Genomic DNA, 25401 nt, shown 5'->3' with positions numbered 1-25401 from the left:
TATGAAGATTGATTTTAACAATATGCTGCAAACAAGTATCGGAGAGCATGGCATCTCGGAGCAGGACATACAGAAAATGGCACAGAAAATTCCTCAGGTGCACAAAAATATGTGTACGAAAAGGGAGGCGATGGCTTGGCGCAGCCTGCCTTACAATCAGGCGGAAATCGTCGCGGATATCAAAAAGGAAGCGGAACGGATCAATGCGGACTTTGAAAACTTCGTGGTGCTGGGGATCGGTGGGAGCGCGCTTGGCTCAAAGGCGCTCTTTACGGGCACGAAGCACCTGAAGTATAACGAGATTCCGCGTGAAAAGCGCGGCGGAGCCCGGTTCTACGTGGTCGATAATGTCGACCCGGACGGGATCAATGCGCTATTCGACGTGATCGATGTAAAAAAGACCTGTTTCCATGTAATTACAAAAAGCGGCAACACCGTCGAAACCATGTCCCAGTTCATGATCGTCCTTGGCAGACTCAAGGAAGTATTGGGTGAAAACTTCAAAGACAATATCGTGCTTACGACGGATAAAGAAAAGGGAATTCTGAAAAAAATCTCCAATCAGTATGGCTTCAAGACCTTCACCGTGCCGGACGGCGTAGGCGGGCGTTTTTCGGTCCTGTGTCCGGTCGGCCTTCTTTCCGCGGCAGTCCTCAATATCGATATCGATGCGCTTTTTGCGGGAGCGAAGGAGATGGACGAAGCGTGCACACGGGAAGACCTGTGGGAAAACCCGGCATATATGTATGCGCTTCTCTATTGCGCCGCAATGGATATGGGAGTCAACATCTCCGTCATGATGCCCTATGCGGACGGGCTCCTTAACATGGCCGAATGGTATGCGCAGCTGTGGGCGGAATCCCTTGGGAAACGCTACGGGAACGACGGCAGCATCGTTAACAAGGGCCAGACGCCGGTGCGTGCTCTCGGCGTGACCGACCAGCATTCGCAGATACAGCTTTATACGGAAGGACCTTTTGACAAAGTTATTTCCTTTATCGACGTGGAAAATTTTCATACGGAACTCAAGATTCCGCAGGCGCCGATCGACATGATGGACGCGGCCTATTTGCAGGGGCAGACGATGGGCAAGCTGATTGCCTCCGAAATGCGCGCGACGGAATACGCCGTTACGCAGGCAGGCAAAATGAATATGCGCATTACGCTGCCGGAAATGAGTGCAAGGGAAATCGGCGCGCTGTTCTTCTTCCTTGAAATGGCTACGGCCGCGGCCGGTGAATTTTTAGAGATCGACGCATTCGACCAGCCGGGTGTGGAAGCGGGCAAGATCGCAACGTTCGCGCTCATGGGACGCGAGGGCTATGAGGAAAAAGCGGCCGAACTCAATGCAACGCAGGGAAAGGACGGGAAGTTCGTCTATCAGGTATAGGAAAACGTTTTGGATATTGAAAAAAGGACGGTGGGCACGATGAAAGGATGTTATCAGAAGTACTTACCGGAACATGACATCTATCTGTATAATATCGGCGAAGCGCAAAAAGCATATGAGTTTTTCGGGTGCCACTATATTCCGGAGCTTAAAATGCACCGTTTTTGTGTCTGGGCGCCAAATGCGCGAAGCGTCAGCGTCGTGGGGGACTTTAACGGCTGGGATGCCGAAAAGACTCCCATGGAGTTTTATAAGAACGGCGTTTGGGCGGCGTTTGTACCCGAACTCCATGACGGCGATAATTACAAGTATTTTGTATATGGCTATGATGGCAGTAAAGTGATGAAAGCCGATCCGTTCGCCTTCCATGCGGAAGTCCGTCCGCAAACGGCCTCCAAGGTATGGGGCATCGGGGGATACGAATGGCACGATGCTTCCTATCTGAAGCGCAGGATGAAACGAAACGTACTCAAAGATGCCGTTTCCATCTATGAAATGCACATCGGCTCATGGCGTATAAAAGAGGGCTGCCGGTTTCCAGGTTTCCGGGAGGTTGCGGACGAGCTTGCAGATTATGTGAGCGGTATGGGATATACCCATGTAGAGATTATGCCCGTAGCCGAGCATCCGTATGACGGCTCGTGGGGTTATCAGGTCACGGGTTTTTACGCGGTCACCTCCCGCTATGGCACGCCGCAGGATTTCATGTATTTTGTAGATAAGCTTCATTCGCGGGGCATCGGCGTCATTATGGACTGGGTCCCCGGCCATTTCCCTAAGGATGAGCACGGCCTTTCCAAATTTGATGGAACCCACCTTTACGAGCATGAAAATGTTTTGCAGCGTGAACATCCGCAGTGGGGTACGCTGATCTTTAACTACGGACGGCCGGAGGTCATCAGCTTCCTGGTGTCGAACGCCATGTTTTTCATGGACTGTTACCACATTGACGGTTTGCGTGTGGATGCCGTTACGTCCATCCTGTATCTCGATTATGCGCGCGATGGCTATTTCGTGCCGAACGAAGACGGCGGGAACATTGATAACCACGCGGTCGAAATGCTGCGGCGGATGAACAGCGTCGTGCTCACCAATTACGCGGGCACGATGACCATCGCCGAGGAGAGCACTGCCTACCCGATGATTACCAAGCCGCCTTACGATGGCGGGCTTGGTTTCACGTTCAAGTGGAACATGGGCTTTATGCACGATACACTCGCCTATATGAGGATGGATCACTATTTCCGGCAGTTTGAACATAACAAGATGAGCTTTTCGATGTACTATGCGTTTTCCGAGAATTATATTCTGGCCTATTCGCATGATGAAGTGGTGCATGGGAAAAAATCCATGGTGGATAAGATGTTCGGGGATTACTGGCAAAAATTTGCCTCTCTCCGGGCGCTTTATTCCTTCATGTTCGCGCATCCGGGCAAGAAGCTGATGTTCATGGGCGATGAATTTGCCCAGTTTATCGAGTGGGATTATAAAAAGCAGCTTGACTGGTTCCTTTTGGAATACGATTCTCATGCGGGGATGCAGCGCTTTGTAAAAGACCTCAACCATGTGTATACGGAAAATCCCGCCCTGTATGAGGTAGACGACAGCTGGGATGGATTCAAATGGCTGAATGTAGAAGACCGGGCGCAAAGCGTGTTTGCGTTTATACGTACCAACGGAGAAGAATTTGTGGTTTGCGCTGTGAACTTTACGCCCGTTGTGCGTGAGAATTATTGGATCGCCATGCCGCGGGAAGGAATGCTTGAACGCCTTCTTTGCAGCGACGAAACGCGCTACGGCGGGTCTGGCGTGGTGCCGGAAAAGAAAATAGAGACCCGGCGGCAGGCCCTGAACGGTATGGAGCACAGCGCAGTGTTAACATTGCCGCCGCTTGGGGCTGTGTATTATAAATTCACTTTGAAAAGCAAAGGGGATGGGGAAAAATGATTAAAAAGAAAAAATGTGTAGCGATGCTGCTGGCCGGAGGCCAGGGAAGCCGGCTTGGAGTTTTGACAAAGCACCGTGCGAAGCCGGCCGTCACCTACGGAGGAAAATACCGTATTATTGATTTTCCGCTTTCCAACTGCATCCATTCGGGCATCGATACGGTGGGCGTACTGACGCAGTATGAGCCGCTTGAGCTCAACGCATATATTGGAACAGGCTCGCCGTGGGACCTTGACGGAATTACAGGCGGCGCGTTTGTGCTTCCGCCTTATGTTAAGGGGGAACGCGGGGAATGGTACACGGGGACGGCAAACGCCATTTACCAGAATATTTATTTTATCGAACAATACAACCCCGATTATATCCTCGTGCTTTCAGGAGACCATATTTATAAAATGGATTACAGCCAGATGATCGAAGCGCACGAGGACAACAAAGCAGATGCAACGATCGCGGTGATCGAGGTGCCCATGGAAGAGGCGCCCCGCTTTGGAATCATGAATACGGATGAATCTCTCCGCATCGAGGAATTTGAGGAAAAACCGAAAAAGCCAAAGAGCAATATGGCGTCAATGGGGGTTTATGTGTTCAACTGGAAAAAAGTCAGGGAATATCTGATTGCGGATTCCAAAGATGAAAAATCGAGCAATGACTTTGGAAAAAATATCATTCCGGCGATGCTTACCAAAGGAGAGCGTCTCTTTGCCTATCCTTACAAAGGGTATTGGAAGGACGTAGGGACGATCAATTCCCTGTGGGATGCGAATATGGAACTTCTCCAGGAGGAACCGGGGCTCAACCTGTATGACGATGCCTGGCGTATTTTTTCGCGTAACCCGAATAAACCGCCTCACTTCGTAGACCGGGGAGCCAAAATTAAGAATTCGCTTGTATCGGAGGGCTGTTATATTTACGGAACGGTGGAAAACAGCATCCTTTCGGCGGGTGTAACCGTAGAAAAAGGCGCGGTCGTGCGCGATAGCATCATTATGCAGGAAACGGTTATCCGGGAAAAGAGCAAAGTCCTGAAAAGCATTGTGGACGAAGAAGTCGTGGTCGAAGAAGGCGCAAGCATAGGGGGCAAGGGCGAAATTGCCGTTGTGGGAAATAAAGCGGTAATCCGGGCCGGCGCGACGGTCGCGGCCGGGGAAAGCGTACCCGCCAAGCGAATTGTAAAGAATACGACGGGAGGTGTTTCATAATGCTTAGGAACACATTTGGATTGATTTATGCCGGGGAACAAAATATCAACCTGCGCGAGCTGGTATATCTGCGTACGGTGGGGGCGCTTCCCGTGGGCGGACGTTACCGCGCGATCGATTTCATACTGTCCAATATGGTGAATTCCGGAATCCGCAATATCGGCGTAATCGCTCAGCGGTCGTACCATTCCCTGATGGACCATCTTGGTTCCGGAAAGGAATGGGACCTGTCACGTAAAAACGACGGCCTGTTCATCTTACCGCCTTTTTCCAGCGCGGAGAACATGGGAACCTACCGGGGCCTCGTAGATGCGATCAAGGGCGTAATGGGGTATATCAGCCGCTCCAAACAGCAATACTGCATCCTGTCCGGCTCCTATACCATATTCAACCGCACCTTTGACGACATGGTAGAATATCATATGGACAGCGGCGCGGATATCACCATGCTGTATAATGAAGAAGAGGCCGATTTCTTCAAGGGGGAACGGTACAATGACGTACGCCTGCATTTGAATGACGACGGCCGAGTGATCGATCTTGAGATCAACGCCACCACAAGCGACTCCAAAAAAGTGGGAATGGATACCTACGTCATGCGCAAAGACCTTTTGGAATACCTTGTCGAAGACTGTATGTCACGCGGTAAGTATAATTTTGTCAGCGATCTTCTGATGGGCAACCTGAACCGCATCAAGATCATGGGTTACGAACACAAGGGCTATGTTGGGCGGCTGCATTCCGTCGCGTCCTACTATAAGATCAATATGGATTTCCTCAACAGGGACGTTCAGGACCACCTGTTCTACAGTGATAACCAGATTTATACCAAGATCAAGGACGAAGTGCCCGCAAAATACGCCAAAACGTCCAACGTTAAGAATTCCCTCGTAGCGAACGGCTGTATTATCGAAGGCGAGGTGGAAAACAGCATCCTTTTCCGTGGGGTCTATGTCGGAAAAGGGGCGAAGATTAAAAACAGTATTATTATGCAGAACAGTGAAATTTACAACAACTCCGACCTCGAATATGTCATTCTTGATAAATCGGTAAATATCCGGCAGGGAAGGCGGCTCATTGGGGACGAGGTATTCCCTGTCATCATCCGCAAGGGGGCAATCGTATGAGTAAATTAAAGGTGCTGATTGCGGGCGCGGAAGCGGTTCCGTTTGCCAAAACAGGGGGGCTGGCCGACGTGGTCGGCGCGCTCCCGAAAGCGCTTGTCCGCAAGGGAGTAGACGCACGCGTTATCCTGCCAAAGCATAAGTCGGTCAAAGACCGTTATGACAGCCGTCTTCGCGTACTCGCGACAATGAACCTGCAAATGGGCTGGCGCAACCTGTATATGGGAATCGAGACAATGGAACTCGATGGCGTTACCTATTATTTTATCGACAATGAATATTATTTTGGATGGTGCATCTATAAGGGCGGAGAAGCGGAGACAGAACAATATGCATATTTCTGCCGCGCGGTTCTGGAAGCGATTCCATTCCTTGATTTCGATCCGGATATCATCCATGTAAACGACTGGCACACCGCCATGATTCCGCTTTTGCTGCGTACGCAGTATCAGGAACGGCCGCAGGGCCGGGCAAGGACGGTAATTACGATCCATAATTTGCAGTACCAGGGGCAGACGTCCTTTGAATTTGCCAAGGATATCCTTGGAGTGGAGGACAAGTATCTCACCGCAGAGTATATGGAAGCTTACGGAAGTGCAAATATGATGAAAGCGGGGCTTGTGTTTGCGGACAAGATTACGACCGTCAGTCCGAGCTACGCGCGGGAAATTCTTGATCCGTATTATGGGCGCGGGCTTGAGGGAATTTTAAACGCACGCAAAAACGACCTTGTGGGTATCCTTAACGGAATCGACACCAAAGAATTTGACCCGCAGGCGGATGAGAACCTTGAATGCCGTTATTCGGCGGACGACCTTACGGGAAAATACTATGACAAGGAACAGCTGATGAAGGAGCTCGATATCACAGCGCGCCCCAGTACGCCTTTGATCGGCATGGTGACGCGCATGACGGAGCAAAAAGGCCTTGACCTTGTGCGTGCGGTCCTGGAAGAACTGCTCTATGAAAATGTGGCGTTTGTGCTCCTTGGGAGCGGGGAAGAGCAGTACGAGAATTTCTTTAAATACATTGCGGATAAGTATCCGGATAAGACGGCAATTTGTCTCGGATACAGCGACGCGCTTGCCCGCCGGATCTATGCGGGCAGCGATTTCTTCCTCATGCCGTCGATGTTTGAACCGTGCGGGATTTCGCAGATGATTGCACAGCGTTACGGCACCTTGCCAATCGTGCGGGAAACGGGCGGCCTTCGGGATACGGTGCAGCCATATAATATCTATACACAGGAAGGAAATGGTTTTTCATTCGCAAACTACAACGCGCACGATATGCTGAATACGATCTGGTTTGCGCTCAATGTTTATCAGGATAAAACCAATCTGGCAAGGCTGATTCAGTCGGCGATGGCCCTGGACAACAGCTTTGAAAAGTCAGCTGGGGAATACATAGAGCTCTACAAAGAGCTTGTGTAAAGGGAAATAAGAACGAAACGGGCAAGCTGCCCGCTTCGTTCTTGCTCTATTGCATGCGGGAGCCTTGTGTATTGACGAAAGGCTCTTTTTCTAATACAATATTCAACAATATAGGAACAATGGCAAAACTGTATGGTAGTTTTGAATGGAACAGGGAGATGGAAGTTTCGGAAATGGCTTTACTTAAGCGGGAAGAAAAAAGAACGAAACCGGCAGGCGCTCCGCCTGAATATGAAAACAGAAGCGATGCGGAGGCGATCAATGAAATCGCCCAGGAGCTTGAGCAGGCAGAAGAAGAAGCGGTGATCGACGACGCGGCGCATATCGACGAATATACGGTGCCGGACGCTCAGGACTGGGAACCGGAATCGGCGGGCGGGAAAGACATGGAACAGGAGGAGATTTTTGCGGTTCTTGAGAGGGATACGGACGAATTTCAGGCGGAGGAAGAGGAGGAACCCTTTTTGGTGCTGGACGATGCGGAGCGGTGATACCGCCCGAATCGCAAAAATGAATTGGGCGGAACGGGAGCTGCCGCATGCCGGCAGTTCTTTTTGCGTAAAATTATTGTGAATAATCGCATTCCAGGTAGGGTATATGGTATAATGTTACCATCGAAGATTTTGAAGCCGAACGAACAGGAGGTTCAAGCAATGGCCGATAATATCGCAAAAAAAGAAGAAATCAAAACGCAAATTCTTGGGAAGCTGAAACGGCATTTCGGAAAAACGCTCGAAGAGGCGACCAAAGATCAGATTTATAAATCCTGCGCCCTTTCTATCCGTGACGTCATCGTCGAAAAATGGACGGACGCAAACAAACAGGTTCTCAACCAGGGTTTAAAACGCCTTTATTATTTATCCGCGGAATTCCTGATGGGCCGCGCCCTTGTCAATAACATGATTAACCTGCATCTTCTGAAGGATTATCAGGAGGTACTCTCCGATATGGGGATCAGCCTTGATGATATTGAAGAGCAGGAGCGGGATGCGGGCCTTGGGAACGGCGGGCTTGGACGCCTTGCCGCGTGCTTTCTTGATTCCCTTTCCACACTCGATCTGCCTGTAACAGGCTGTAGCATCCGCTATGAATTCGGCTTGTTCAGGCAGCGTATCCTCGACGGCGAACAGGTAGAAGTGGATGACAACTGGCTGGAAGCGGGCAACGTATGGGAAATTCCGCGCCCGGAGGAACAGGTGGAGGTCCGCTATGGCGGCGAGCTGGAGGAGATATGGACCGACCGGGGCCTCAAGATCAACCACAAGAATTATTACAGCGTGTTGGCGATTCCGTATGATTACCCGGTGATCGGCTATATGAGCAAAATGCCTGCGACGCTGCGCCTATGGAGCGCAAAGGCGAAAACAGGTCTCGATATGCATTATTTCAACCGTGGCGATTATGCAAGGGCCATGCAGGAACGCGAGCTGGCCGAGGTTATTTCCAAGGTGCTGTATCCGGAAGATAATCATGAGCAGGGCAGGCAGCTGCGTTTAAAGCAGTTTTATTTCTTTACCTCTGCGACGATGCAGCATATGGTGCACAAGCATAAAGCCAATTATGGGGATCTGCATACGCTGCCTAATTATTTCACCGTACAGATTAACGATACCCATCCTACGCTTGCAATTCCCGAATTGATGCGTATCCTGATGGATGAGGAAGGCATGGGCTGGGAGGAAGCGTTTGACATTTGCGGCCGCATGTTTAACTATACGAATCATACGATCATGTCCGAGGCGCTCGAGCGCTGGGAAGAGGACATGTTTAAAGAACTGCTTCCGCGTATTTACGAGATTATCAAAGTTATTAATGATAAATTCTGCAGCCGGCTTTGGGACGTTTACCCGGGAGAGTGGGATAAGATCAGCAAGATGTCGATCATTGCGTATAAGGAAATCCGCATGGCAAACCTTTGCATTGCGGTGTGCAGTAAGGTGAACGGCGTTTCCAAGCTGCATGGAGAGATTATCAAGTCGCGTACCTTCCGGGATTTCTATGTGGTATTTCCGGATAAATTCCTCGGGATCACAAACGGCATCACGCACAGGCGTTGGATCGCCAAGGCCAACCAGCCGCTTACGCGGCTTCTAGCCGACCATATTGGCGACGGCTTCCTGAAGGATTATAAAGAGATGGACAGGATTGCCGACCTGCTTGACGATCCTAAATTTCTCGACGACTTCATGGAGGTCAAGAGGCAGAACAAAATCAGGCTGAGGGACCATCTGAAAAAGACCCAGTGCATCGAAATCAATGAAAATACAATTTTCGATGTACATGCCAAACGGTTGCATGAATATAAGCGGCAGCTTTTGAAGGTGCTGCACATCCTGCACCTATACAATCTAAAAAAGGAAAATCCGGCGGTACAGCTGGAGCCGTGTACGTTTATTTTCGCGGCCAAGGCCTCGCCCGGATATGCCAGGGCCAAGAATATCATCCGCCTGATCCTTGCGGTGGCGGATCTGGTGAACAATGATCCCGATACCAGGGGCGTGCTGCAGGTCGTGTTCATTGAGAACTACAGCGTGTCCGAGGCGGAGATCATGATCCCGGCGGCGGATATCAGCGAACAGATTTCAACGGCCGGACTCGAGGCGTCCGGAACGGGTAATATGAAGTTCATGATGAACGGCGCGGTTACGCTCGGCACTATGGACGGCGCGAATGTAGAGATATACGAGGCCGTCGGGGAAGATAATATCTTCATCTTTGGCGCGACGGAGCGCGAGATCAGCCGGATGGAGCGCTACGGGACCTATAAGCCGGGCGAATATTACGAACAGAATACGGACCTCCGGCAAGCGCTCAACCGCCTGATCGACGGAACGCTTCCGGTGGCGAACGACAGACAGTTTTCCGACCTCTATCATTCGCTGCTGTTCGGCGATATGGACCGTGCCGACAAATATTACCTGCTGTATGATTTTGCATCCTACTCGCAGGGATACGAACGCGCGGTGAGCGCTTATCAGGATGCCGCACGGTGGAAGCGTATGGCCGCGACCAATACGGCAAAATCGGGCGTCTTTTCATCCGACCGTACAATCCATGAATATAACGATAAAATTTGGCGCCTGCGGGAAATGACCTGACCGGAGGATAAAAAATGCAGATTGATTTTTCAAAACAACTGATGCATGATTCCGCCAAGGAAGAATACAGAAAACCCTTGGGCGCGGTGACGGCGGGGACGTGCGTACGGCTCTCGCTCGCGGTGCGCGACCTGTATTTCAAGAAGATATACCTTACGCTTGTCGCGGACGAGACGGAGGAAAATATCCCGATGCAGCAGGATGAGAACGGTATCTGGTGGGCGGAATACGAAACGCCCTCGGTGCCGTGCGTCCTCTGGTATTGGTTCTGTATTCGCATGGATGAGGATACGAGCATCTATTACGGCGCCCATTCCGGGGGTACAAGCGGCATCGGCGAGGTCTATTGGAACCCGCCGCCGCCGTTCCAGCTCACCGTGTATGACGAGGCGTTTACTACGCCGGGCTGGGCCAAAGGCGCAAACCTGTACCAGATATTTCCGGACCGGTTCGCGCCGGACGACAGCGGAACCTTTGGAAGGGGCGTGGAATACCACCGGTCGCGCGGGAGAAACGTTCTCGTACATCGGGACTGGAATGAAAAGGTCCTTTACGAGGCGGCGGAAGGGATGGAGCATTACGAGCCGTGCGATTATTACGGCGGTACGCTTCTCGGGATCGTCGGCTCGCTGGATGCCCTGCGTGATATGGGGATCACGGCATTGTATCTCAACCCCATCGTAGAGGCCGCGTCTAACCACCGTTATAATACGGGCGATTATCTGCGCGTCGATCCGATTCTTGGGACGGAGGAAGATTTTGACCTGCTTGCGCGTGAGGCACGGGAACGCGGGATACGTATTATACTCGACGGGGTGTATTCCCATACGGGCGATGACAGCGTATATTTCAACAAATATGGCCGTTATGATTCTCTTGGGGCTTATCAAAGTCCGGAATCGCCGTATTACAAGTGGTATCAGTTTACGGAGTATCCGGACCAGTATAAAAGCTGGTGGGGTTTCACCACCCTGCCGGAGGTAGATGAAACGCAGCCCGAATGGGCAGAGTTTGTCATCGATGGGGAAACGAGCGTGCTTGCAGCATGGCTTGCGCGCGGCGCGAATGGCTTCCGGCTGGATGTCGCCGACGAATTGCCGGACGAGACGATCGAAAAAATGCGTGCGAAGATCAAGCATGCCTCGCAGGATAATTTCCTGCTCGGCGAGGTCTGGGAGGACGCGACCACCAAACAAAGCTATGGCAGGCACAGGACCTATGCCCTGGGGCGGGGACTTGATTCGGTGATGAATTATCCGTTTGCCGCGGCAGTGACAGATTTCCTGCATGGCAAGAGCAATGCGGCAAAATTCAGGCGGTTCCTCGTCGGGCAAAGCCAAAACTATCCAAAGGATATGTATTACTGCCTGATGAATCTGCTTTCGAGCCACGATATTGCGCGGATCCGTACCGTGCTCGGGACAAAAATCGATCCGCACTCCCTAACGCGCGAACAGCAGGCGCATTTCATTGTGTCGGATGAACAGGATGCCTATGGAGCCAAGCTGCAAAGAATCGCCGCCGGGATACAGTTCACCTTGCCGGGAATGCCGTGTGTCTATTACGGAGATGAAACGGGAATGCACGGGCTGCTCGACCCCTTCAATCGCGGGCCCTACAAAGCGCGCGATTTGGATATGCGGGAGTATTACAAAAAGCTCGCGCTGCTGCGGCGCGATACGGATGCCCTTAAAACCGGAAATTGTGCATTCTATGAACAGGGCGATGATGTGCTTGGCATTTTGCGCTATTGCATCGACGGACGGGATGCATTCGGCACGCTTGCGCAGGACGGTATGTACCTGACGCTTGTCAACAGGGGGAAAGAACCGCATCATATTGCGGTGGACCTGTTCGCCCGTGAAGAGCTGATTTTGGAGGAGCATACGGCCTCTTTCCGTGAATTTGAATTCGAAGGCGCGGTGTGTAAGCTGACCGATGAAACCTATCCGGTAAACGAAGGGCTTGTAGAGGCAATGATTCCGCCGGAGAGTATCAGGATTTTGGAGATTGAGTGGATATGAAATATAAGACGGTATTGTTTGATTTTGACGGAACGCTGATGGATACGAGCAGGGGTATCCTGTATTGCGCGAAGCGCACCATTGAGGATATGGGCTTCCGGCTGCCGGATGACGGGACGCTGAGAAAGTTTATCGGGCCGCCGCTGAAGCTTTCTTTTGTAACCGTGTGCGGGATGAGTGACGAACAAGCGACAAAGGCAGTGCAGCATTACCGGGAGCGGTATGCGGAAGAAGGGATGCTCGAGGCGGATATTTATCCCGGAATGGAGAAGCTGCTGCAAAACCTGGGAGATGCAGGCGTGACGTGCGCCGTTGCTTCCGTAAAGATGGAAACGATTGTGCGCAAGACGCTTGCGCATTTCAGGCTGACCGATTATTTCGATGCGATTTGCGGTGCGCCGCCGGATATCAACATCAAGGGCAAGGAAGCGATCGTAAGAGAAGCCGTATCGCGGACCAATTCCAGTACGGCAGACTGCCTTTTGGTGGGAGACAGCGGTTATGATGCGCGGGGCGCACAGGATGCAGGAATTGATTTCTGTGCGGTGCTGTGGGGGTTTGGCTTCAGCAAAATCGAGGATGCGGCACAATTCACCTGCCGGTATATTGCCGAGGACGTTCCTGCACTGGAACGGTTTTTGTTGAAATAGTATGGAGGAAACGCAACTTGCGGCGTGCGCAATGCATCTTACGGGAAACGCATTGACGCGCGTTTTTCGTTCGTTATACTGAAAGACAGAGGGGGAGAGGCCTTATGAAGGTAACGCTCGATATTGATCCGGCCTGCCCGCAGGATGAAATTGTCATTCGCTGTGCGGAGATGAATGACGACCTGCTGAAAATTATATCCCTTGCGAACAGCTCGCAAAGAAAAGTTGTCGGGAGCCTGGGAAGGCAGACCTTCCTGCTCGAACCGGGCAGCGTATATTATTTTGAGAGTGTGGATGATAGGATTTTTGTCTATACGGAAGACAAGGTATACGACTGTGCGCTCCGCCTGTACGAAATCGAGGAAAAATTTCAGGGAACCAATTTCCTGCGCGTCAATAAGTCGACGATCATCAATCTGGCAAAGGTGCGCGCACTGAACCCGATCCTCAATGGAAAGATAGAGGTAGAGCTTGAGAACGGGGAAAAGCAGATCATATCACGGCAGTATGCTCCCTTGCTTAAAGAAAAGCTCGGGCTGGGGAGGTGAATAGAATGAGAAAAGGTTTTAGCCTGTTTGCGGCGGTTTTGGTTACCGCATTCCTGATTGCGCTGACGATCAGCACGGTCATTACGATTACACTCGGGGCGGACGCCCTGCCTCTTAAGGAGCTGCGGAACGATCTGTTTCTCGGACTGTTCATTGCCTGCGTACAACTGATCTGGGTCGGATCGGACAAGAGCAACAGAACCTATATCGTACGGACGATTGTTCATTTTATCATCCTTATTACCGGATGCACCCTGCTGATGATCTGGTTTGGCTGGCTTCCGCCGAGCGAATGGATCGTCTGGTATTACGCAGGCTTTATCGCTTTCTATATCATAATCTGGCTTGTATGCTGGAATGTGAACCGGAAGAAATGGAAGGCGATGAACGAGAAATTGCAGGAATTTAAGCGGGAAAACAGGGAATGATATTCTGGAATCCATAAGAATCATAAAGGCGGCTGCAGCCGCCTTTTTTGCATGGAGAATCTAAGAGGCTCGTTAAACGCCCGGCGATATAAGTTCGGTGCCGCTCTGCTGAAAACGGCGCTTGATGTCGGCGGGGAACTCACAGTCGGATATCACTATATCAACCTCTGGAAAATCAAAGGTCCGATGGAAAAAGGTTTGGCCAAATTTTGTGCTGTCCGCAAGCAGGATCAATTTGCGGGTATATTTTCGATAAGTACGTTTGACGGTAGAGGCGTCCGCATCAAAATCGGTTACTCCCATGTCGGCGGCAATTCCACGGCAGGAGACAAACGCAGCATCGGCGGAAAAGCGGGAAATATATTCGCAGGCGTCGACTCCGCCGATGCTTGAACGGCGGGAATAAACCTTACCGCAGGTACAATATATATTGAAATCGGTCGCCTCCGAGAGAATGCTGGCAGTCATAATTCCGTTTGTCAGTAAAGTCAGGTTTGTTTTTTCCATCAGCCTTTTTGCAAGTATCATGCAGGTGCTGCTTGAGTCTATGAAGATCGTTTGATGATCCTTTATGAAGTCGGCCGCCAAATCGGCAATGCGCTGCTTCTTTTCCATATTTGCCTGTCTTTTAAACATAAGGGGCCATTCCAGCTTTGTAGCCTCCATATAAATTGCGCCGCCGCGCGTCCGCTGAATCAGTCCGTTTTTTTCCAGTACAATCAAATCCCGGCGGACTGTAGACTCACTGGTATAAAGTACTTGGCTGAGGGCAGATACGGAGACAAATTTTTTTTCCTTAATAATTTCTAATATTTGGGCGTGACGAGGATTCATATTTCACTCCTTTGCTTGATATCGATCATATTATACCACGAATAATGACTGAAAATGCGCAAAACGCATATTTACCGCCACAGCTGTTCAAAAAATTTCTTCACAAGTATAATAATCTTAAAGAATTGGATCAACCGGAGGAGGAAACTGTTATGCTGGTGAATTTAAAACAAATACTGGAGGATGCCCGCATCCGCGGATATGGAGTCGGGATGTTCAATACATTCAATATCGAAATGGCTTTGGGCGTATTGGAAGCCGCGGAAGAAACACAATCTCCTGTTATTTTCGGTACGGCGGAGGCTCTGCTCGGCTGCTGCGATATTGATACTGCTGCATCTTTCCTGGTTCCGATGGCAAAGAAAGCGAGCGTGCCCGTAGCGCTTCACCTTGACCACGGATATACGGAAGAAACCCTGAAGCATGCCATTGAAGCCGGATTTACATCTGTAATGTACGATTGTTCAACCGAGCTATTGGAAGAGAATATTGCGCGATGCGCTGAAATGGCTTTTTATGCGCACGAAAGAGGCGTTTCTGTAGAAGGAGAGCTTGGGCACGTAGCATTTGACGAGGGCGGGGAAGGGGAGTATAAAGGATATGCCTATACGGAACCGATGGACGTAAAGGAGTTCGTTGAAAAGACAAAAATTGATGCGCTGGCGATTGCCATTGGAACGGAGCACGGGGTATATAAGTCGAAACCGGTGCTGGATATTGAACGGCTGAAGGAAATACGCAGTATAACAGATACAAATTTGGTTCTGCACGGAGGTTCGGGCCTTTCTGTGAACGACTTGCAGGAATGTATCCGGTACGGGATACAGAAGATCAATATTTATACGGATATCAGCATTGCGGCGAGTGAAGCGGCCTATCGGTATATAAAGCAGTACGGGCCGGTCATCGATAAGATCAGCCCCCTGATGCGGGAGGCGGTAAAAAAAGTGGCGGTGCAGAAAATGACGGACTTCGGAAGCGTTGGGAAAGCAATGCGATAGAAAAACGGCGGCAAAGAGGAAGAGCCTGCCGCCGTCCTATCTGCAGGGTTAAGATGCCTGCAGATATTCCAGCTGTTTCATGTTCTTCATTTCCTTTGTGACCAGAAGAATCGCTGCCAGCGCCGCCATACCGTCCGCAACGGGGCCGGCATACATTACGCCGTCGATCCCGAGGAAAACGGGGAGGATCAGCACAAGGGGAAGCAGGAAAATGATTTGCCGTGTAAGGGACAGCCAGATGCCCTTGGTCGCCTTGCCGATTGAGGAAAAGAAGTTGGAGGTCACAGGCTGGATGCCGTTTACAAAGGTAAACAGCAGGAAGATACGGAAGCAGCGTTCCGCAAAATGGAAATACTCCTCGCTGCCCGCGCCGAATATTCCAATGATCTGGCGCGGAAACAGCTGGAACGCAAGAAACGCGCATATGGAAATAATAGTTGCCGCAGTGATTGCTTTGCGGTACGTCTCGCGCACGCGGCCATATTTTTGTGCGCCGTAGTTAAAGCTGGAAATCGGCTGCAAGCCTTGAGCGATGCCGATAATGATGGACATAAAGATCATATTGACCTTCATGATGATCCCTACGACCGCCAAAGGAATTTCACTTCCATATACGGACAGGGCGCCGTAATAGGTAAGTACATTATTGAGGGCGATCTGCACAGCCATCATAGCGAGCTGGTTAAAGCAGGCCGCTGCGCCGAGCCCCATGATGGCGCGGCTCTTGCTCCATGTTACCTGAAACGCATCCTTACGAAGCCTTGTTGTTTTGAAGCGGAAGATCAGATAGTATGCCGCGAACAGTGCGGAAACGATTTGGCCGAGGATTGTCGCCAGCGCTGCGCCAGCCATTCCCATATTGAATCCAAAGATGAACAGGGGATCGAGTATCGTGTTGATTACGGCACCCACAAGAACGCAAGCCATGGAAAATTTTGGACTCCCATCCGCGCGAATCAGGTTGCTCGCTCCCGTTGAAAAAATGAGAAACGGAAATCCGAACGATGTGATCCCCGTATAAGTAAGCGCATATTCCAGAACGTCAGGAGTTGCGCCAAACGCATGCATCATCGGATTGAGGAAGATGCGGACCACGAGCATCAAGACCACTCCGCACGTAATCAGCAGCACGATTGAGCCGCCGATAAATCCGGAGGCGCGTTTTTCTTCCCTGGCTCCCATTGAAAGGTTAAAGTTTGCCGCGCCGCCGATCCCGAGCAGCAGGGCGATGGCCGTACAGACCGTAGTAAGCGGAAAAGCAACATTGGTCGCCGCGTTGCCGAGCATTCCAACGCTCTGGCCGATAAAGATCTGATCCACAATATTATAAAGCGCGCTTACGAGCATTGCGATAATGCTGGGGACCGCGAATTTTACAAGTAACTTCCCCGGTTTTTCCACGCCCAGAGGATTTTTGATTGCCTGTTCCATATTACCGTGCCTCCTCTGCGGATATCGCCGCATTTCCGGCCATTTTTTTCAACTGTCCGCGGAGGACCGTCAATTCCTCCGCTGAAAAACCTTCAGAGAGAACCTCATCCCATTCACGGAAGGTCTCGATCAGCGAAGGAATCGCGTTATGGCCGCGCTCCGTGAGATGGAGGGAAAAAGAACGCATATCCTCCGGGTCTTTTTTACGCAGCACAAAGCCGCCGCATTCGAGCTTCTTTATGGCCCGCGTTACCGCAGCCTCGTCGATGGACAAAATCCGCGCGAGGCGGCGCTGGTTGATCCCTTCGTTTTTTGAAATGTGAATTAGAAACATATGGTCCGAGGATGTAAATCCGAATGGCTGCATCCTTCTGTTGATATACTTTTGCGCCGCCCGGTGCAGGATGGCGATATAGCGTCCGATCCGTTCGACATATTCTGCACGTTCCATATTAAAACCTCCGAATGGTTGATAAGTCAAGTAATAGGATACTGCAAAATAATTGACCAGTCAAGCGCTTTGGGGGAAAATGCAAAGAAAGAGGCGCAAAGGCCTCTTTCTGTCATATAGATGCGGCAGAAGTAAGGGACTGCCGCATGAGAAGTATAGCAAATTTGTACTATAACTTTACTCTTTTTTCATTGGGAATGTCAATGCATATCGCGGATTCATCAAAAATTTTTTTCCTGCAGCCACTCGGGAAGAGGGTTTCCGGCCTCGCGGTAAGCGCGTTTGAACAACTCAACCTGGCTGTCGATGCGCGGCGCGCCCTTGGGAACGGGGAGCTTCCGGTAAACACCCTTGCCAACCTGGTGACGCGCCTTCACATTGTCTTTCAGTTGGATATCGATCAAATCGTTGATTTCGCGTTTCAGGTCGGGATCAAGAACCGGAACGGCAACTTCTACCCGCCGTTCCGTGTTGCGCGACATAAAATCAGCGGAGGAGATATAGACCTTCTGGCGCTCCTTCGGCCCAAACAGGTAAATACGCGAATGCTCAAGATAGCGTCCGACGATACTGGAAATATCGATGTTACGCGTTTTACCGGTGGTCTCCACATTGAGGCAGCAAATACCGCGGATAATCATCCGGATTTTGACGCCCGCATCGGAAGCGGCGATCAGCTTTTTGATAATATCGGTATCGTTCAGCGAATTGATCTTGAACGTCAGCTGTGCCGGCGCGCCGGATTTTGCCATCAGGATTTCCTGGTCGATATACCGCAATACAGACTGCTTAAGCGTTAGGGGAGAGACCATCAGGATATCCGAATTTTCCACCAGACTTCCCATGCAGAGGTTTTTAAATACGTCCTGCGCGTTGATCGCAATGTCTTCGTCTGCAGTAATAAGCGATAGATCGGTATACAGCTTCGCAGTGCTTTCGTTATAATTACCCGTTCCAACCTGCGTAATGAAACCGAGCGCGCCGTCTCTTTTCTTCATCGTAATCAACAACAGCTTGGAATGGACCTTATAATCTTCAATTCCATAAATCAGAGAAGCGCCCGCCTCCTGAAGCCGTTTTGACCAATCGATATTGTTTTCCTCGTCGAAGCGCGCGCGAAGCTCTACCACGGTAATGACCTCTTTGCCGTTTTCAGCGGCGCGGATCAGCGCGTCGATTACCTTGGAATTGCGCGCGACACGGTAGAGGGTGATCTTGATAGACATTACGCTTGGATTCATGGCCGCCTCCTCCAGCAAGCGCACGAAAGTTTTCATGTCCTGATAGGGATAGGAGAGCAGCACGTCTCTTTTCTGAATTTGCGGGATCAGCTTTTTATTCAGGTCCACTTGGCCGGACGGCTGTGAGACAAGCGGGGGATAGAAAAGCGGTCTGTATTTTTCATCTGTAAGCAGGTCCTTAAGGTCGGACACAAAGGAAAGCACGGTAGGCATTTCATTGAAGAATACCTCGTCCTGTGTTAAATTCAGGTTTTTCATCAAGCGCTTGGTAATTTCTTCGCTCTGGCTGCGGCAAATATCCAATCTTACAGGTTCAAGCTTTTTGCGCTTTTTAACGATGATCTCCATAATGTCCCGGTACGACATATCGTAGTCGAAAAAGGCCTCGTCCGCGTCGATATCCGCATTGCGCGTAATCGAAAAGATGCTGCGCGCTTCTACCCTGTGTCTGGGGAAAACACGTGAAGCAAAACGGTAAATCAAATCCTCGATCAACGTGAATTTGATATATTTGCTGGGTAAAAGGAGCAGGCGCTCAAAATACCCGCTCGCCGGGATGATGCCAAGCTGTGTTTTTCCGTCCTTCGATTTCAACAGTACCGCGATATATACGGTATTATTCTGGAGGAATGGGAAAGGATGGTGTTTATCCAGAATATGCGGGGAAAGCAATGGCAGCACATTGCGCTCAAAATAACGCTCCAAAAAGCGTTCTTCATACTTAGTGAGATGTACGCCCGCTTTATAGAAAATATGGTAATTTTCCAGCTCCCTTAAAATTTCGATCAGGGCCCGGTTCTTACGCGGAGTCAGCTCGCGGATCTTACGGTTGATGGCGCGAAGCTGCTCGAGCGTCGTCATACCCGAACGGGGATCGATTTCATCCTTTTTGAGCAGAAGGCGGTCATGAAGGCTGCCCACGCGCACCATAAGGAATTCGCTCAGGTTACTGTGGTAAATTGCCATAAAGTTAAGACGTTCGAACAGAGGATTGGAATGATCTTCTGCTTCCTCCAATACCCGTTCGTTAAATTTTAGCCAACTCAAATCGCGGTTGATAAGATGCTTGTATTTGTTTTCAGCCATAGCGTACTCCCACATATGCAATGTTACTTATTATTATACTCCAAAAAGGGCTAAAAATATAGCCGCACAAAAATTTTACAATGGGCGCTTCTCTTGATAATATGAGACGTTGACGGTATAATAGAAAAGTATGTAAACAGGAGAAACTATGGAATTTTTTGCGAATATTACAACATTACAGGTCACTGGACTGATCCTGCTTGCGGCAGGGGCGGTCCTGAGCTTTGCGGCAAAACGTATTGGCCGGCATTTTCGTTATCAGAATGCGGACTTTGTCACGAAACTCATTGGGCTTGGCGTTGTAATCGCAGGATTCCTAATGATTTTTATTTAGAGTGGTTGGAGGCAGAAGGATGCGCAAAGAGCTGGGCAAAACGTACGATCCGAAACAAACGGAAGAAAAGCTTTATCAGAAGTGGCTTGAAAAAGGGTATTTCCATGCGGAAGTGGATCGTGGTAAAAAACCTTTTACGATCGTGATTCCCCCGCCGAACATTACTGGACAGCTCCATATGGGCCATGCGCTTGATAATATGATGCAGGATGCGATTATCCGCACCAAACGGATGCAGGGCTATTCCACTCTGTGGATGCCGGGGACCGATCATGCCAGCATTGCGACAGAGGTCAAAATTGTGGATGCGCTGCGTGACGAAGGAACGTCCAAGGAAGAACTGGGACGCGATAAATTCCTGGAACGCGCGTGGCAATGGCGCGAAGAATTTGGCGGAAGGATTACACGGCAGCTGAAAAAGCTTGGCTCGTCCCTCGATTGGGAACGTGAGCGTTTTACGATGGACGAGGGATGCAGCCGTGCGGTGCGCGAGGTTTTTGTACGCCTATATGAAAAAGGATTGATTTATCAGGGAAACCGCATTATCAACTGGTGCCCGGAATGTATGACTGCGCTTTCGGATGCGGAAGTGGAATATGAAGAGCAGGATTCCCACCTGTGGCATATGCGTTACCGTGCGGAAGACGGCGGAGAGGGCATCGTAGTGGCAACGACACGCCCAGAGACGATGCTCGGCGATACGGCGGTTGCCGTGAACCCTGCGGACGAACGCTATAAAGACCTTGTGGGCAAAAATGTGATCCTGCCGCTGCTTGACAAGCCGATACCTGTTGTGGCGGACGAATATGTGGATATGGAATTTGGAACCGGCGCGGTGAAAATTACGCCCGCGCACGATCCGAACGACTATGAAGTGGGCGAGCGCCATAACCTGCCTGTCGTGCGTGTAATGAACGACGATGGTACGATGGCGGAAAACGCCGGGAAATATGCGGGTATGGATAGGGACGAAGCCCGCAGGCAAATCGTGGACGACCTTAAAGCATGCGGCGCGCTCGTGAAAATTGAGGATTATAAGCATAATGTCGGGCATTGCTACCGCTGCCATACGGTGATCGAGCCAATCATCTCACGCCAGTGGTTCGTGAAGATGAAGGAGCTTGCGCAGCCTGCGATCGAAGCGGTGGAAACGGGCAAGGTGAAATTTGTGCCCGAGCGTTTTTCCAAAATCTATTTTAACTGGTTGTATAATATCCGTGACTGGTGCATCTCGCGCCAGCTCTGGTGGGGGCATCGTATCCCGGCCTATACGTGCAAGGAGTGCGGGAAACTCATTGTGACGGTGGAAGCGCCTTCCGCATGCCCGGAATGCGGCTGTACGGAATTTATACAGGATGAGGACGTGCTCGATACGTGGTTCTCTTCGGGCCTTTGGCCTTTCTCCACGCTCGGATGGCCGGATAAAACGCCGGAGCTCGATTATTATTATCCGACGGATGTGCTTGTAACGGGCTATGACATTATTTTCTTCTGGGTCGCCCGGATGATTATTTTTGGTATCGAGATCATGGGCGAGGAGCCCTTCCATACGGTGGATATCCATGGCATTGTACGCGACAGTGAGGGCCGCAAAATGTCTAAATCCCTCGGCAACGGAATCGATCCTCTTGAGGTGATTGGAAAATACGGAGCAGATGCGCTCCGGTTTTCCCTCGCGGTAGGAAACAGCCCGGGAAATGATATGCGCTTTTACTGGGAAAAAGTGGAAGCGGCACGGAATTTTGCCAATAAGATATGGAATGCTTCCCGCTTTGTACTGATGAATATCGGCGAGGGTGAGGCAGCCCCGGTCGAGGAAGAAAAGCTCGACATTGCGGATCGTTGGATTCTCGCGAAACTGAACGGCGCCATCCGCGAGTGCACGGACAATATCGAAAAATATGACCTTGGCCTTGCGGCACAGAAGATTTATGATTTCTCGTGGAGCGAGCTGTGCGATTGGTATATCGAAATGGCAAAGCCGCGCCTGTACGGCGAGGATGAGGATGTGAAGTCAGCGACGATCAGCGTTCTTGTGTATGTGCTGGAAAATACGCTGAAGCTTTTGCATCCCTTTATGCCGTTCATTACGGAAGAAATTTATACGAGTCTGCCCGGTGCGGCGGAAACGATCATGCTGGGGCCGTGGCCAAAACCGGCATACGAAGGCGGCAGGGAGCAAGCGGATATGATGAACGGCGTGATGGACCTGATCCGTTCCATCCGCAATGTGCGCGCAGAAATGAATGTTCCGCCAAGCGTGAAAGCAAAGATCACCGTGCTTACGAAGCATGCGGATGCGATCCATGCCTGTGCGGAATATCTGAAACGCCTCGCATATGCCAGCGAGGTCGAGGTCATCGAAGACAAAGCGCGGATCCCGCAAAACAGCGTATCCGCGGTTTGCGCGGTGGGCGAGGCCTTTATGCCCCTTGTGGAGTTGATCGATGTGGAAAAAGAGCTGGCTCGCTTAAAGAAGGAAGCGGAAAAAAACGAGAGCGAGATTAAGCGCGCAGAAGGTAAGCTCGGAAACAAGGGGTTTACGGAGAAAGCGCCTGCCAAGGTGGTCGAAGAGGAACGCGCCAAACTGGATACCTATCTTGAGATGCGCGGTAAGCTTGCCGAGCGTATCTTGTTTATGGAGGGCATGAAGTAAACATGCAATATGTGCATTTGGCAGGGACGAACGCCAAGGGCTCCACGGCACAGTATATCGCCGATATTATTTCCCGGGAGAAGCCCTGCGGCCTGTTTACCTCGCCGCATATCATTTCGCCATGCGAGCGAATGAAGATCGACGGAGAAATGATTTCCCAAACAGAATACGGTGGATACATGCAGCGCGTAAGAGGTGCGGGGGAAATGCACCTCTTTTGCGTTTGGACGCATGCCGCGCTTGCGTGGTTTGAAGACCGGAGCGTTGAATATGCAGTAATCGAAACAGGGCTCGGCGGGCGGCTCGACCCAACGAATATCGTTCCCGCTGAAATGCAGATATTGACGCCGATCAGCTATGACCATATGGCGATCCTCGGAAATACGCTGACAGAAATTGCGCGCGAGAAATGTGGGATTATCAAACGGGATTCCATTGTCATTTCGCATCCGCAAAAAGAAGAAGCCATGCGGGTGATACGGCAGACATGCAAAGGAAAGAACGCGCGGCTGATCGTGCTTGATGAGAAAAAGATCAGCGTGAAGGAGAGCACGGTCACAGGACAGCGTTTTGATTTTACCTATGATGGAAAGCACTATAAGAATCTCGAAATAAAAGCGATATCCCCTATGCAGGTAGAAAATGCATGCGTAGCGCTGATGGCCGCGGCAGAGCTTGGGATGGCCGAAAAATCTATCCGCAGCGGTCTTGCCGGAGCGGTCATTCCTGCGCGCGCGCAGGCGGCGGGGCGCGTCGTAATCGACGGCGCGCACAATACAGACGCGGTCGCAGAACTGGCCCGAACGGTGAAAAAGCACTATCCGCACGAGGATATTACGGCGCTCACTGCGATCATGCGGGACAAAGATATCGAGGGAATCGCGGAAGGGATCAGTAGCTTTGCGAACAGGGTGGTGTGCACGTGTGCCGAAAAAAAGAGGGGACTCCCCGCGAGGGAGCTTGCGCCTTATTTTGACCATGCCGTCACCATGGAAGACCCGGATTATGCCTTTCGGGAGGCCCGGCGCCTGGCAGAGCAAAAAAAAGGCATACTTGTCGTATGCGGCTCTTTTTATCTGGCGTCCCATGCGCTTCGGCAATTAACCTAAGCGCAGGACCACATCTTTATAAATACTGACGGCGTTCTTGCGCCAGTTATCCACAATTTTTTGCGCTTCGGTCTTGGAATATACAATGCTGTTGATCTCAAAGATCGTACGATCGTGCTCCAGTACCTTCAAAATGACCCGGTATTCGTTTTGCGCCAGCTTGATATATTCCCCTACAAGCTGGGATTCAAGCTCCAGTTCATCCTTGTGCTCCTTCAAGTACGCGTCAACCGTTTCGCGAAAGGACAAACGCAAATCGCTTACAAGGACATTGAGCATATTGGCCCCTGCATCCGTAATGCCGTAAACCGTATTCTGGGGAGTCGTCCTGGAATAAACATGGCCGCCTTGCTCAAGCTCGAAAATGCACTCCTTGAGATCGAAATACCCCATAAACGAAAGCTCGGTCATGATACGGACAAGCTGTAGTTCCGAAAGCGCCATACCGCTTTTTTCGAGCAGGTAAAGCAGCAGCAATTTATTATGAGCCATGGTTTGTTTGGGTTTTACTTTCATAGGAACTGTCCCTCCGTCATTTATTATAACATATAGGGAAATCTTTCGGAAGGAACGCTTGAATTTTATATGAATTCATGTATAATAATAGAGGTGACAAAATAACGGGGTTGTAACTCAGTTGGTCAGAGTACCACGTTGACATCGTGGAAGTCGCTGGTTCGAGCCCAGTCAACCCCACCAAGCTGGTCATATCCGAACCTTTTATGGATAGAGTGTTTGGAGTGACAACTAGTTTAAAGGACAGGTGTTAAGCCTGTCCTTTTTGTGTAAGCGCATGTCTCGGCCAAACGCAGCGAAGAAAAAACGACTTGTATGTAGCAAGCTGCTTATAAAAAACGGCGGGTAAATTAGCGCAGCGGTTCAGCCCGATCCGCATGGGCCATGAGCCGGGGCAGCGTAGCCGCCGCCTTCCCGCTGCCGCCCTGCGTGAAATTCCGCCCGTTCAGCCTTTCCAAAGTTCTCTGAAAAAAATGATAAAAAGCAAAAATTTTACCTGTATAAATTGAAGACGATATGGTATGATAGATACAATTGAATACAGATTTTTGTGGCTCTGCGGCGTATTCGGTCCGCAGGGATGAACAAGGGAATCGGGTGAAAATCCCGGACGGAATCCGCCGCTGTAAGCGCCGAGTCCGATGCCTGTTGATGAAAATCAGTCACTGGGAAACTGGGAAGGCAGGGTGTCGAACGTAAAATCATAAGATTTTAAAAGCGTAAGTCAGAAGACCTACAAAAACGATAAAAGGGAAGATGACCGCCGGAGTGTGAGCGGAAAATTTTCTTGTACGCAGAAATACGGCTGCGGCGAAAAGCGATTCGCCGCAGCTTTTTTATTTGTTCTTGCGGACCTGTAGGGGAAACGGCGCTGGATTTGTGAGGAAGAAGGATGAGC

Annotated in this window: 20 protein-coding genes, 1 tRNA gene, 1 pseudogene and 1 riboswitch; of the genes and pseudogenes, 16 read left to right on the top strand and 6 right to left on the bottom strand. The window is 50.6% G+C overall.

Annotated features, from left to right (window positions below; translation table 11 throughout):
* Position 1 precedes the first annotated feature (1 nt).
* The 11 genes from B1H56_RS05245 (at position 2) to B1H56_RS05195 (ending at position 13844) form a co-directional block, all read left to right on the top strand.
* Positions 2–1390 carry a glucose-6-phosphate isomerase gene (locus B1H56_RS05245; RefSeq protein WP_066518178.1) on the top strand — a complete coding sequence of 463 codons (1389 nt, stop codon included), beginning with the start codon at positions 2–4 and terminating at the stop codon, positions 1388–1390.
* A gap of 9 nt (positions 1391–1399) precedes the next feature.
* Positions 1400–3337 carry a 1,4-alpha-glucan branching protein GlgB gene (glgB, locus tag B1H56_RS05240; RefSeq protein ID WP_066518180.1) on the top strand — a complete coding sequence of 646 codons (1938 nt, stop codon included), beginning with the start codon at positions 1400–1402 and terminating at the stop codon, positions 3335–3337.
* Positions 3337–4539: a glucose-1-phosphate adenylyltransferase gene (locus B1H56_RS05235; protein ID WP_456236659.1), complete on the top strand. Its 1203-nt coding sequence runs from the start codon at positions 3337–3339 to the stop codon at positions 4537–4539. Before glgB ends, B1H56_RS05235 begins: the two co-directional genes overlap by 1 nt.
* The gene (gene glgD / locus B1H56_RS05230; RefSeq protein ID WP_066518184.1) at positions 4539–5666 is read left to right on the top strand and encodes a glucose-1-phosphate adenylyltransferase subunit GlgD; all 1128 of its coding nucleotides are present in this window, start codon (positions 4539–4541) and stop codon (positions 5664–5666) included. Before B1H56_RS05235 ends, glgD begins: the two co-directional genes overlap by 1 nt.
* Positions 5663–7096 carry a glycogen synthase GlgA gene (gene glgA, locus B1H56_RS05225; RefSeq protein WP_066518187.1) on the top strand — a complete coding sequence of 478 codons (1434 nt, stop codon included), beginning with the start codon at positions 5663–5665 and terminating at the stop codon, positions 7094–7096. Before glgD ends, glgA begins: the two co-directional genes overlap by 4 nt.
* Before the next feature lie 119 nt (positions 7097–7215).
* Positions 7216–7587: a hypothetical protein gene (locus B1H56_RS05220; protein ID WP_156515109.1), complete on the top strand. Its 372-nt coding sequence runs from the start codon at positions 7216–7218 to the stop codon at positions 7585–7587.
* 162 nt (positions 7588–7749) lie between these two features.
* On the top strand, positions 7750–10194 hold the full coding sequence (locus B1H56_RS05215) for a glycogen/starch/alpha-glucan phosphorylase (protein ID WP_066518191.1): 2445 nt from the start codon (positions 7750–7752) through the stop codon (positions 10192–10194).
* Positions 10195–10208: 14 nt separating this feature from the next.
* Entirely contained in the window at positions 10209–12218 is a 2010-nt protein-coding gene (locus B1H56_RS05210; RefSeq protein ID WP_066518192.1) for a glycoside hydrolase family 13 protein, read from the top strand.
* Entirely contained in the window at positions 12215–12868 is a 654-nt protein-coding gene (locus tag B1H56_RS05205) for an HAD hydrolase-like protein (protein ID WP_066518194.1), read from the top strand. Before B1H56_RS05210 ends, B1H56_RS05205 begins: the two co-directional genes overlap by 4 nt.
* Before the next feature lie 104 nt (positions 12869–12972).
* Positions 12973–13416, top strand: coding sequence for a LytTR family DNA-binding domain-containing protein (locus B1H56_RS05200; protein WP_066518198.1), 444 nt, complete (start codon positions 12973–12975; stop codon positions 13414–13416).
* Between the two features lie 5 nt (positions 13417–13421).
* Positions 13422–13844, top strand: coding sequence for a DUF3021 domain-containing protein (locus tag B1H56_RS05195; RefSeq protein ID WP_066518200.1), 423 nt, complete (start codon positions 13422–13424; stop codon positions 13842–13844).
* A 72-nt stretch (positions 13845–13916) separates the two neighbouring features.
* On the opposite strand, the gene B1H56_RS05190 is transcribed toward B1H56_RS05195, so the two are convergent.
* Complete coding sequence (locus tag B1H56_RS05190; protein WP_242866588.1) at positions 13917–14459, bottom strand: DeoR/GlpR family DNA-binding transcription regulator; 543 nt, start codon at positions 14457–14459, stop codon at positions 13917–13919.
* Positions 14460–14516: 57 nt separating this feature from the next.
* Positions 14517–14678: pseudogene (locus B1H56_RS15140) on the bottom strand (DeoR family transcriptional regulator); the annotation flags it as partial.
* A 152-nt stretch (positions 14679–14830) separates the two neighbouring features.
* Between B1H56_RS15140 and B1H56_RS05185 the strand changes: the two are divergent.
* A complete protein-coding gene (locus B1H56_RS05185; protein WP_066518202.1) occupies positions 14831–15679 on the top strand; it encodes a class II fructose-bisphosphate aldolase in 849 nt (282 codons plus the stop codon).
* A 48-nt stretch (positions 15680–15727) separates the two neighbouring features.
* Here B1H56_RS05185 and B1H56_RS05180 read toward each other — a convergent pair whose 3' ends face one another.
* The 3 genes from B1H56_RS05180 to ppk1 all read right to left on the bottom strand — a co-directional run bounded on the left by B1H56_RS05180 (position 15728) and on the right by ppk1 (position 19888).
* Complete coding sequence (locus tag B1H56_RS05180) at positions 15728–17110, bottom strand: MATE family efflux transporter (protein ID WP_066518203.1); 1383 nt, start codon at positions 17108–17110, stop codon at positions 15728–15730.
* Between the two features lies 1 nt (position 17111).
* Positions 17112–17561 carry a MarR family winged helix-turn-helix transcriptional regulator gene (locus B1H56_RS05175; protein WP_066518206.1) on the bottom strand — a complete coding sequence of 150 codons (450 nt, stop codon included), beginning with the start codon at positions 17559–17561 and terminating at the stop codon, positions 17112–17114.
* 221 nt (positions 17562–17782) lie between these two features.
* Complete coding sequence (gene ppk1, locus B1H56_RS05170) at positions 17783–19888, bottom strand: polyphosphate kinase 1 (RefSeq protein ID WP_066518208.1); 2106 nt, start codon at positions 19886–19888, stop codon at positions 17783–17785.
* 148 nt (positions 19889–20036) lie between these two features.
* Between ppk1 and B1H56_RS05165 the strand changes: the two genes are divergently transcribed.
* Genes B1H56_RS05165 through B1H56_RS05155 form a run of 3 tightly spaced genes read left to right on the top strand, consistent with a single transcriptional unit; the run spans position 20037 to position 23987 of the window.
* Positions 20037–20222: a hypothetical protein gene (locus B1H56_RS05165; protein ID WP_066518211.1), complete on the top strand. Its 186-nt coding sequence runs from the start codon at positions 20037–20039 to the stop codon at positions 20220–20222.
* Between the two features lie 19 nt (positions 20223–20241).
* On the top strand, positions 20242–22878 hold the full coding sequence (locus B1H56_RS05160) for a valine--tRNA ligase (protein ID WP_066518213.1): 2637 nt from the start codon (positions 20242–20244) through the stop codon (positions 22876–22878).
* A 2-nt stretch (positions 22879–22880) separates the two neighbouring features.
* Positions 22881–23987 carry a bifunctional folylpolyglutamate synthase/dihydrofolate synthase gene (locus B1H56_RS05155; RefSeq protein ID WP_066518215.1) on the top strand — a complete coding sequence of 369 codons (1107 nt, stop codon included), beginning with the start codon at positions 22881–22883 and terminating at the stop codon, positions 23985–23987.
* Here B1H56_RS05155 and B1H56_RS05150 read toward each other — a convergent pair.
* Entirely contained in the window at positions 23979–24503 is a 525-nt protein-coding gene (locus B1H56_RS05150; protein ID WP_066518217.1) for a DUF4364 family protein, read from the bottom strand. The two genes, B1H56_RS05155 and B1H56_RS05150, sit on opposite strands and share 9 nt — an antisense overlap.
* A 106-nt stretch (positions 24504–24609) precedes the next feature.
* On the opposite strand from B1H56_RS05150, the gene B1H56_RS05145 reads away from it, so the two are divergent.
* A tRNA-Val gene (locus B1H56_RS05145) sits at positions 24610–24686 on the top strand.
* A gap of 349 nt (positions 24687–25035) precedes the next feature.
* A riboswitch (cobalamin riboswitch) is annotated at positions 25036–25258 on the top strand.
* The last annotated feature ends 143 nt before the right edge of the window (positions 25259–25401 follow it).

Source organism: Christensenella minuta (assembly GCF_003628755.1).
GTDB lineage: Bacteria > Bacillota > Clostridia > Christensenellales > Christensenellaceae > Christensenella > Christensenella minuta.
This window is presented reverse-complemented; position numbering and strand designations above follow the sequence as displayed.

Coding starts and splice junctions, on each gene's coding strand:
- B1H56_RS05245 (WP_066518178.1), top strand. CDS start 2: ATGAAGATTGATTTTAACAATATGCTGCAAACAAGTATCGGAGAGCAT.
- glgD (WP_066518184.1), top strand. CDS start 4,539: ATGCTTAGGAACACATTTGGATTGATTTATGCCGGGGAACAAAATATC.
- glgA (WP_066518187.1), top strand. CDS start 5,663: ATGAGTAAATTAAAGGTGCTGATTGCGGGCGCGGAAGCGGTTCCGTTT.
- B1H56_RS05220 (WP_156515109.1), top strand. CDS start 7,216: ATGGCAAAACTGTATGGTAGTTTTGAATGGAACAGGGAGATGGAAGTT.
- B1H56_RS05215 (WP_066518191.1), top strand. CDS start 7,750: ATGGCCGATAATATCGCAAAAAAAGAAGAAATCAAAACGCAAATTCTT.
- B1H56_RS05210 (WP_066518192.1), top strand. CDS start 10,209: ATGCAGATTGATTTTTCAAAACAACTGATGCATGATTCCGCCAAGGAA.
- B1H56_RS05205 (WP_066518194.1), top strand. CDS start 12,215: ATGAAATATAAGACGGTATTGTTTGATTTTGACGGAACGCTGATGGAT.
- B1H56_RS05200 (WP_066518198.1), top strand. CDS start 12,973: ATGAAGGTAACGCTCGATATTGATCCGGCCTGCCCGCAGGATGAAATT.
- B1H56_RS05195 (WP_066518200.1), top strand. CDS start 13,422: ATGAGAAAAGGTTTTAGCCTGTTTGCGGCGGTTTTGGTTACCGCATTC.
- B1H56_RS05190 (WP_242866588.1), bottom strand. CDS start 14,459: ATGGAAAAGAAGCAGCGCATTGCCGATTTGGCGGCCGACTTCATAAAG.
- B1H56_RS05185 (WP_066518202.1), top strand. CDS start 14,831: ATGCTGGTGAATTTAAAACAAATACTGGAGGATGCCCGCATCCGCGGA.
- B1H56_RS05180 (WP_066518203.1), bottom strand. CDS start 17,110: ATGGAACAGGCAATCAAAAATCCTCTGGGCGTGGAAAAACCGGGGAAG.
- B1H56_RS05175 (WP_066518206.1), bottom strand. CDS start 17,561: ATGGAACGTGCAGAATATGTCGAACGGATCGGACGCTATATCGCCATC.
- ppk1 (WP_066518208.1), bottom strand. CDS start 19,888: ATGGCTGAAAACAAATACAAGCATCTTATCAACCGCGATTTGAGTTGG.
- B1H56_RS05165 (WP_066518211.1), top strand. CDS start 20,037: ATGGAATTTTTTGCGAATATTACAACATTACAGGTCACTGGACTGATC.
- B1H56_RS05160 (WP_066518213.1), top strand. CDS start 20,242: ATGCGCAAAGAGCTGGGCAAAACGTACGATCCGAAACAAACGGAAGAA.
- B1H56_RS05155 (WP_066518215.1), top strand. CDS start 22,881: ATGCAATATGTGCATTTGGCAGGGACGAACGCCAAGGGCTCCACGGCA.
- B1H56_RS05150 (WP_066518217.1), bottom strand. CDS start 24,503: ATGAAAGTAAAACCCAAACAAACCATGGCTCATAATAAATTGCTGCTG.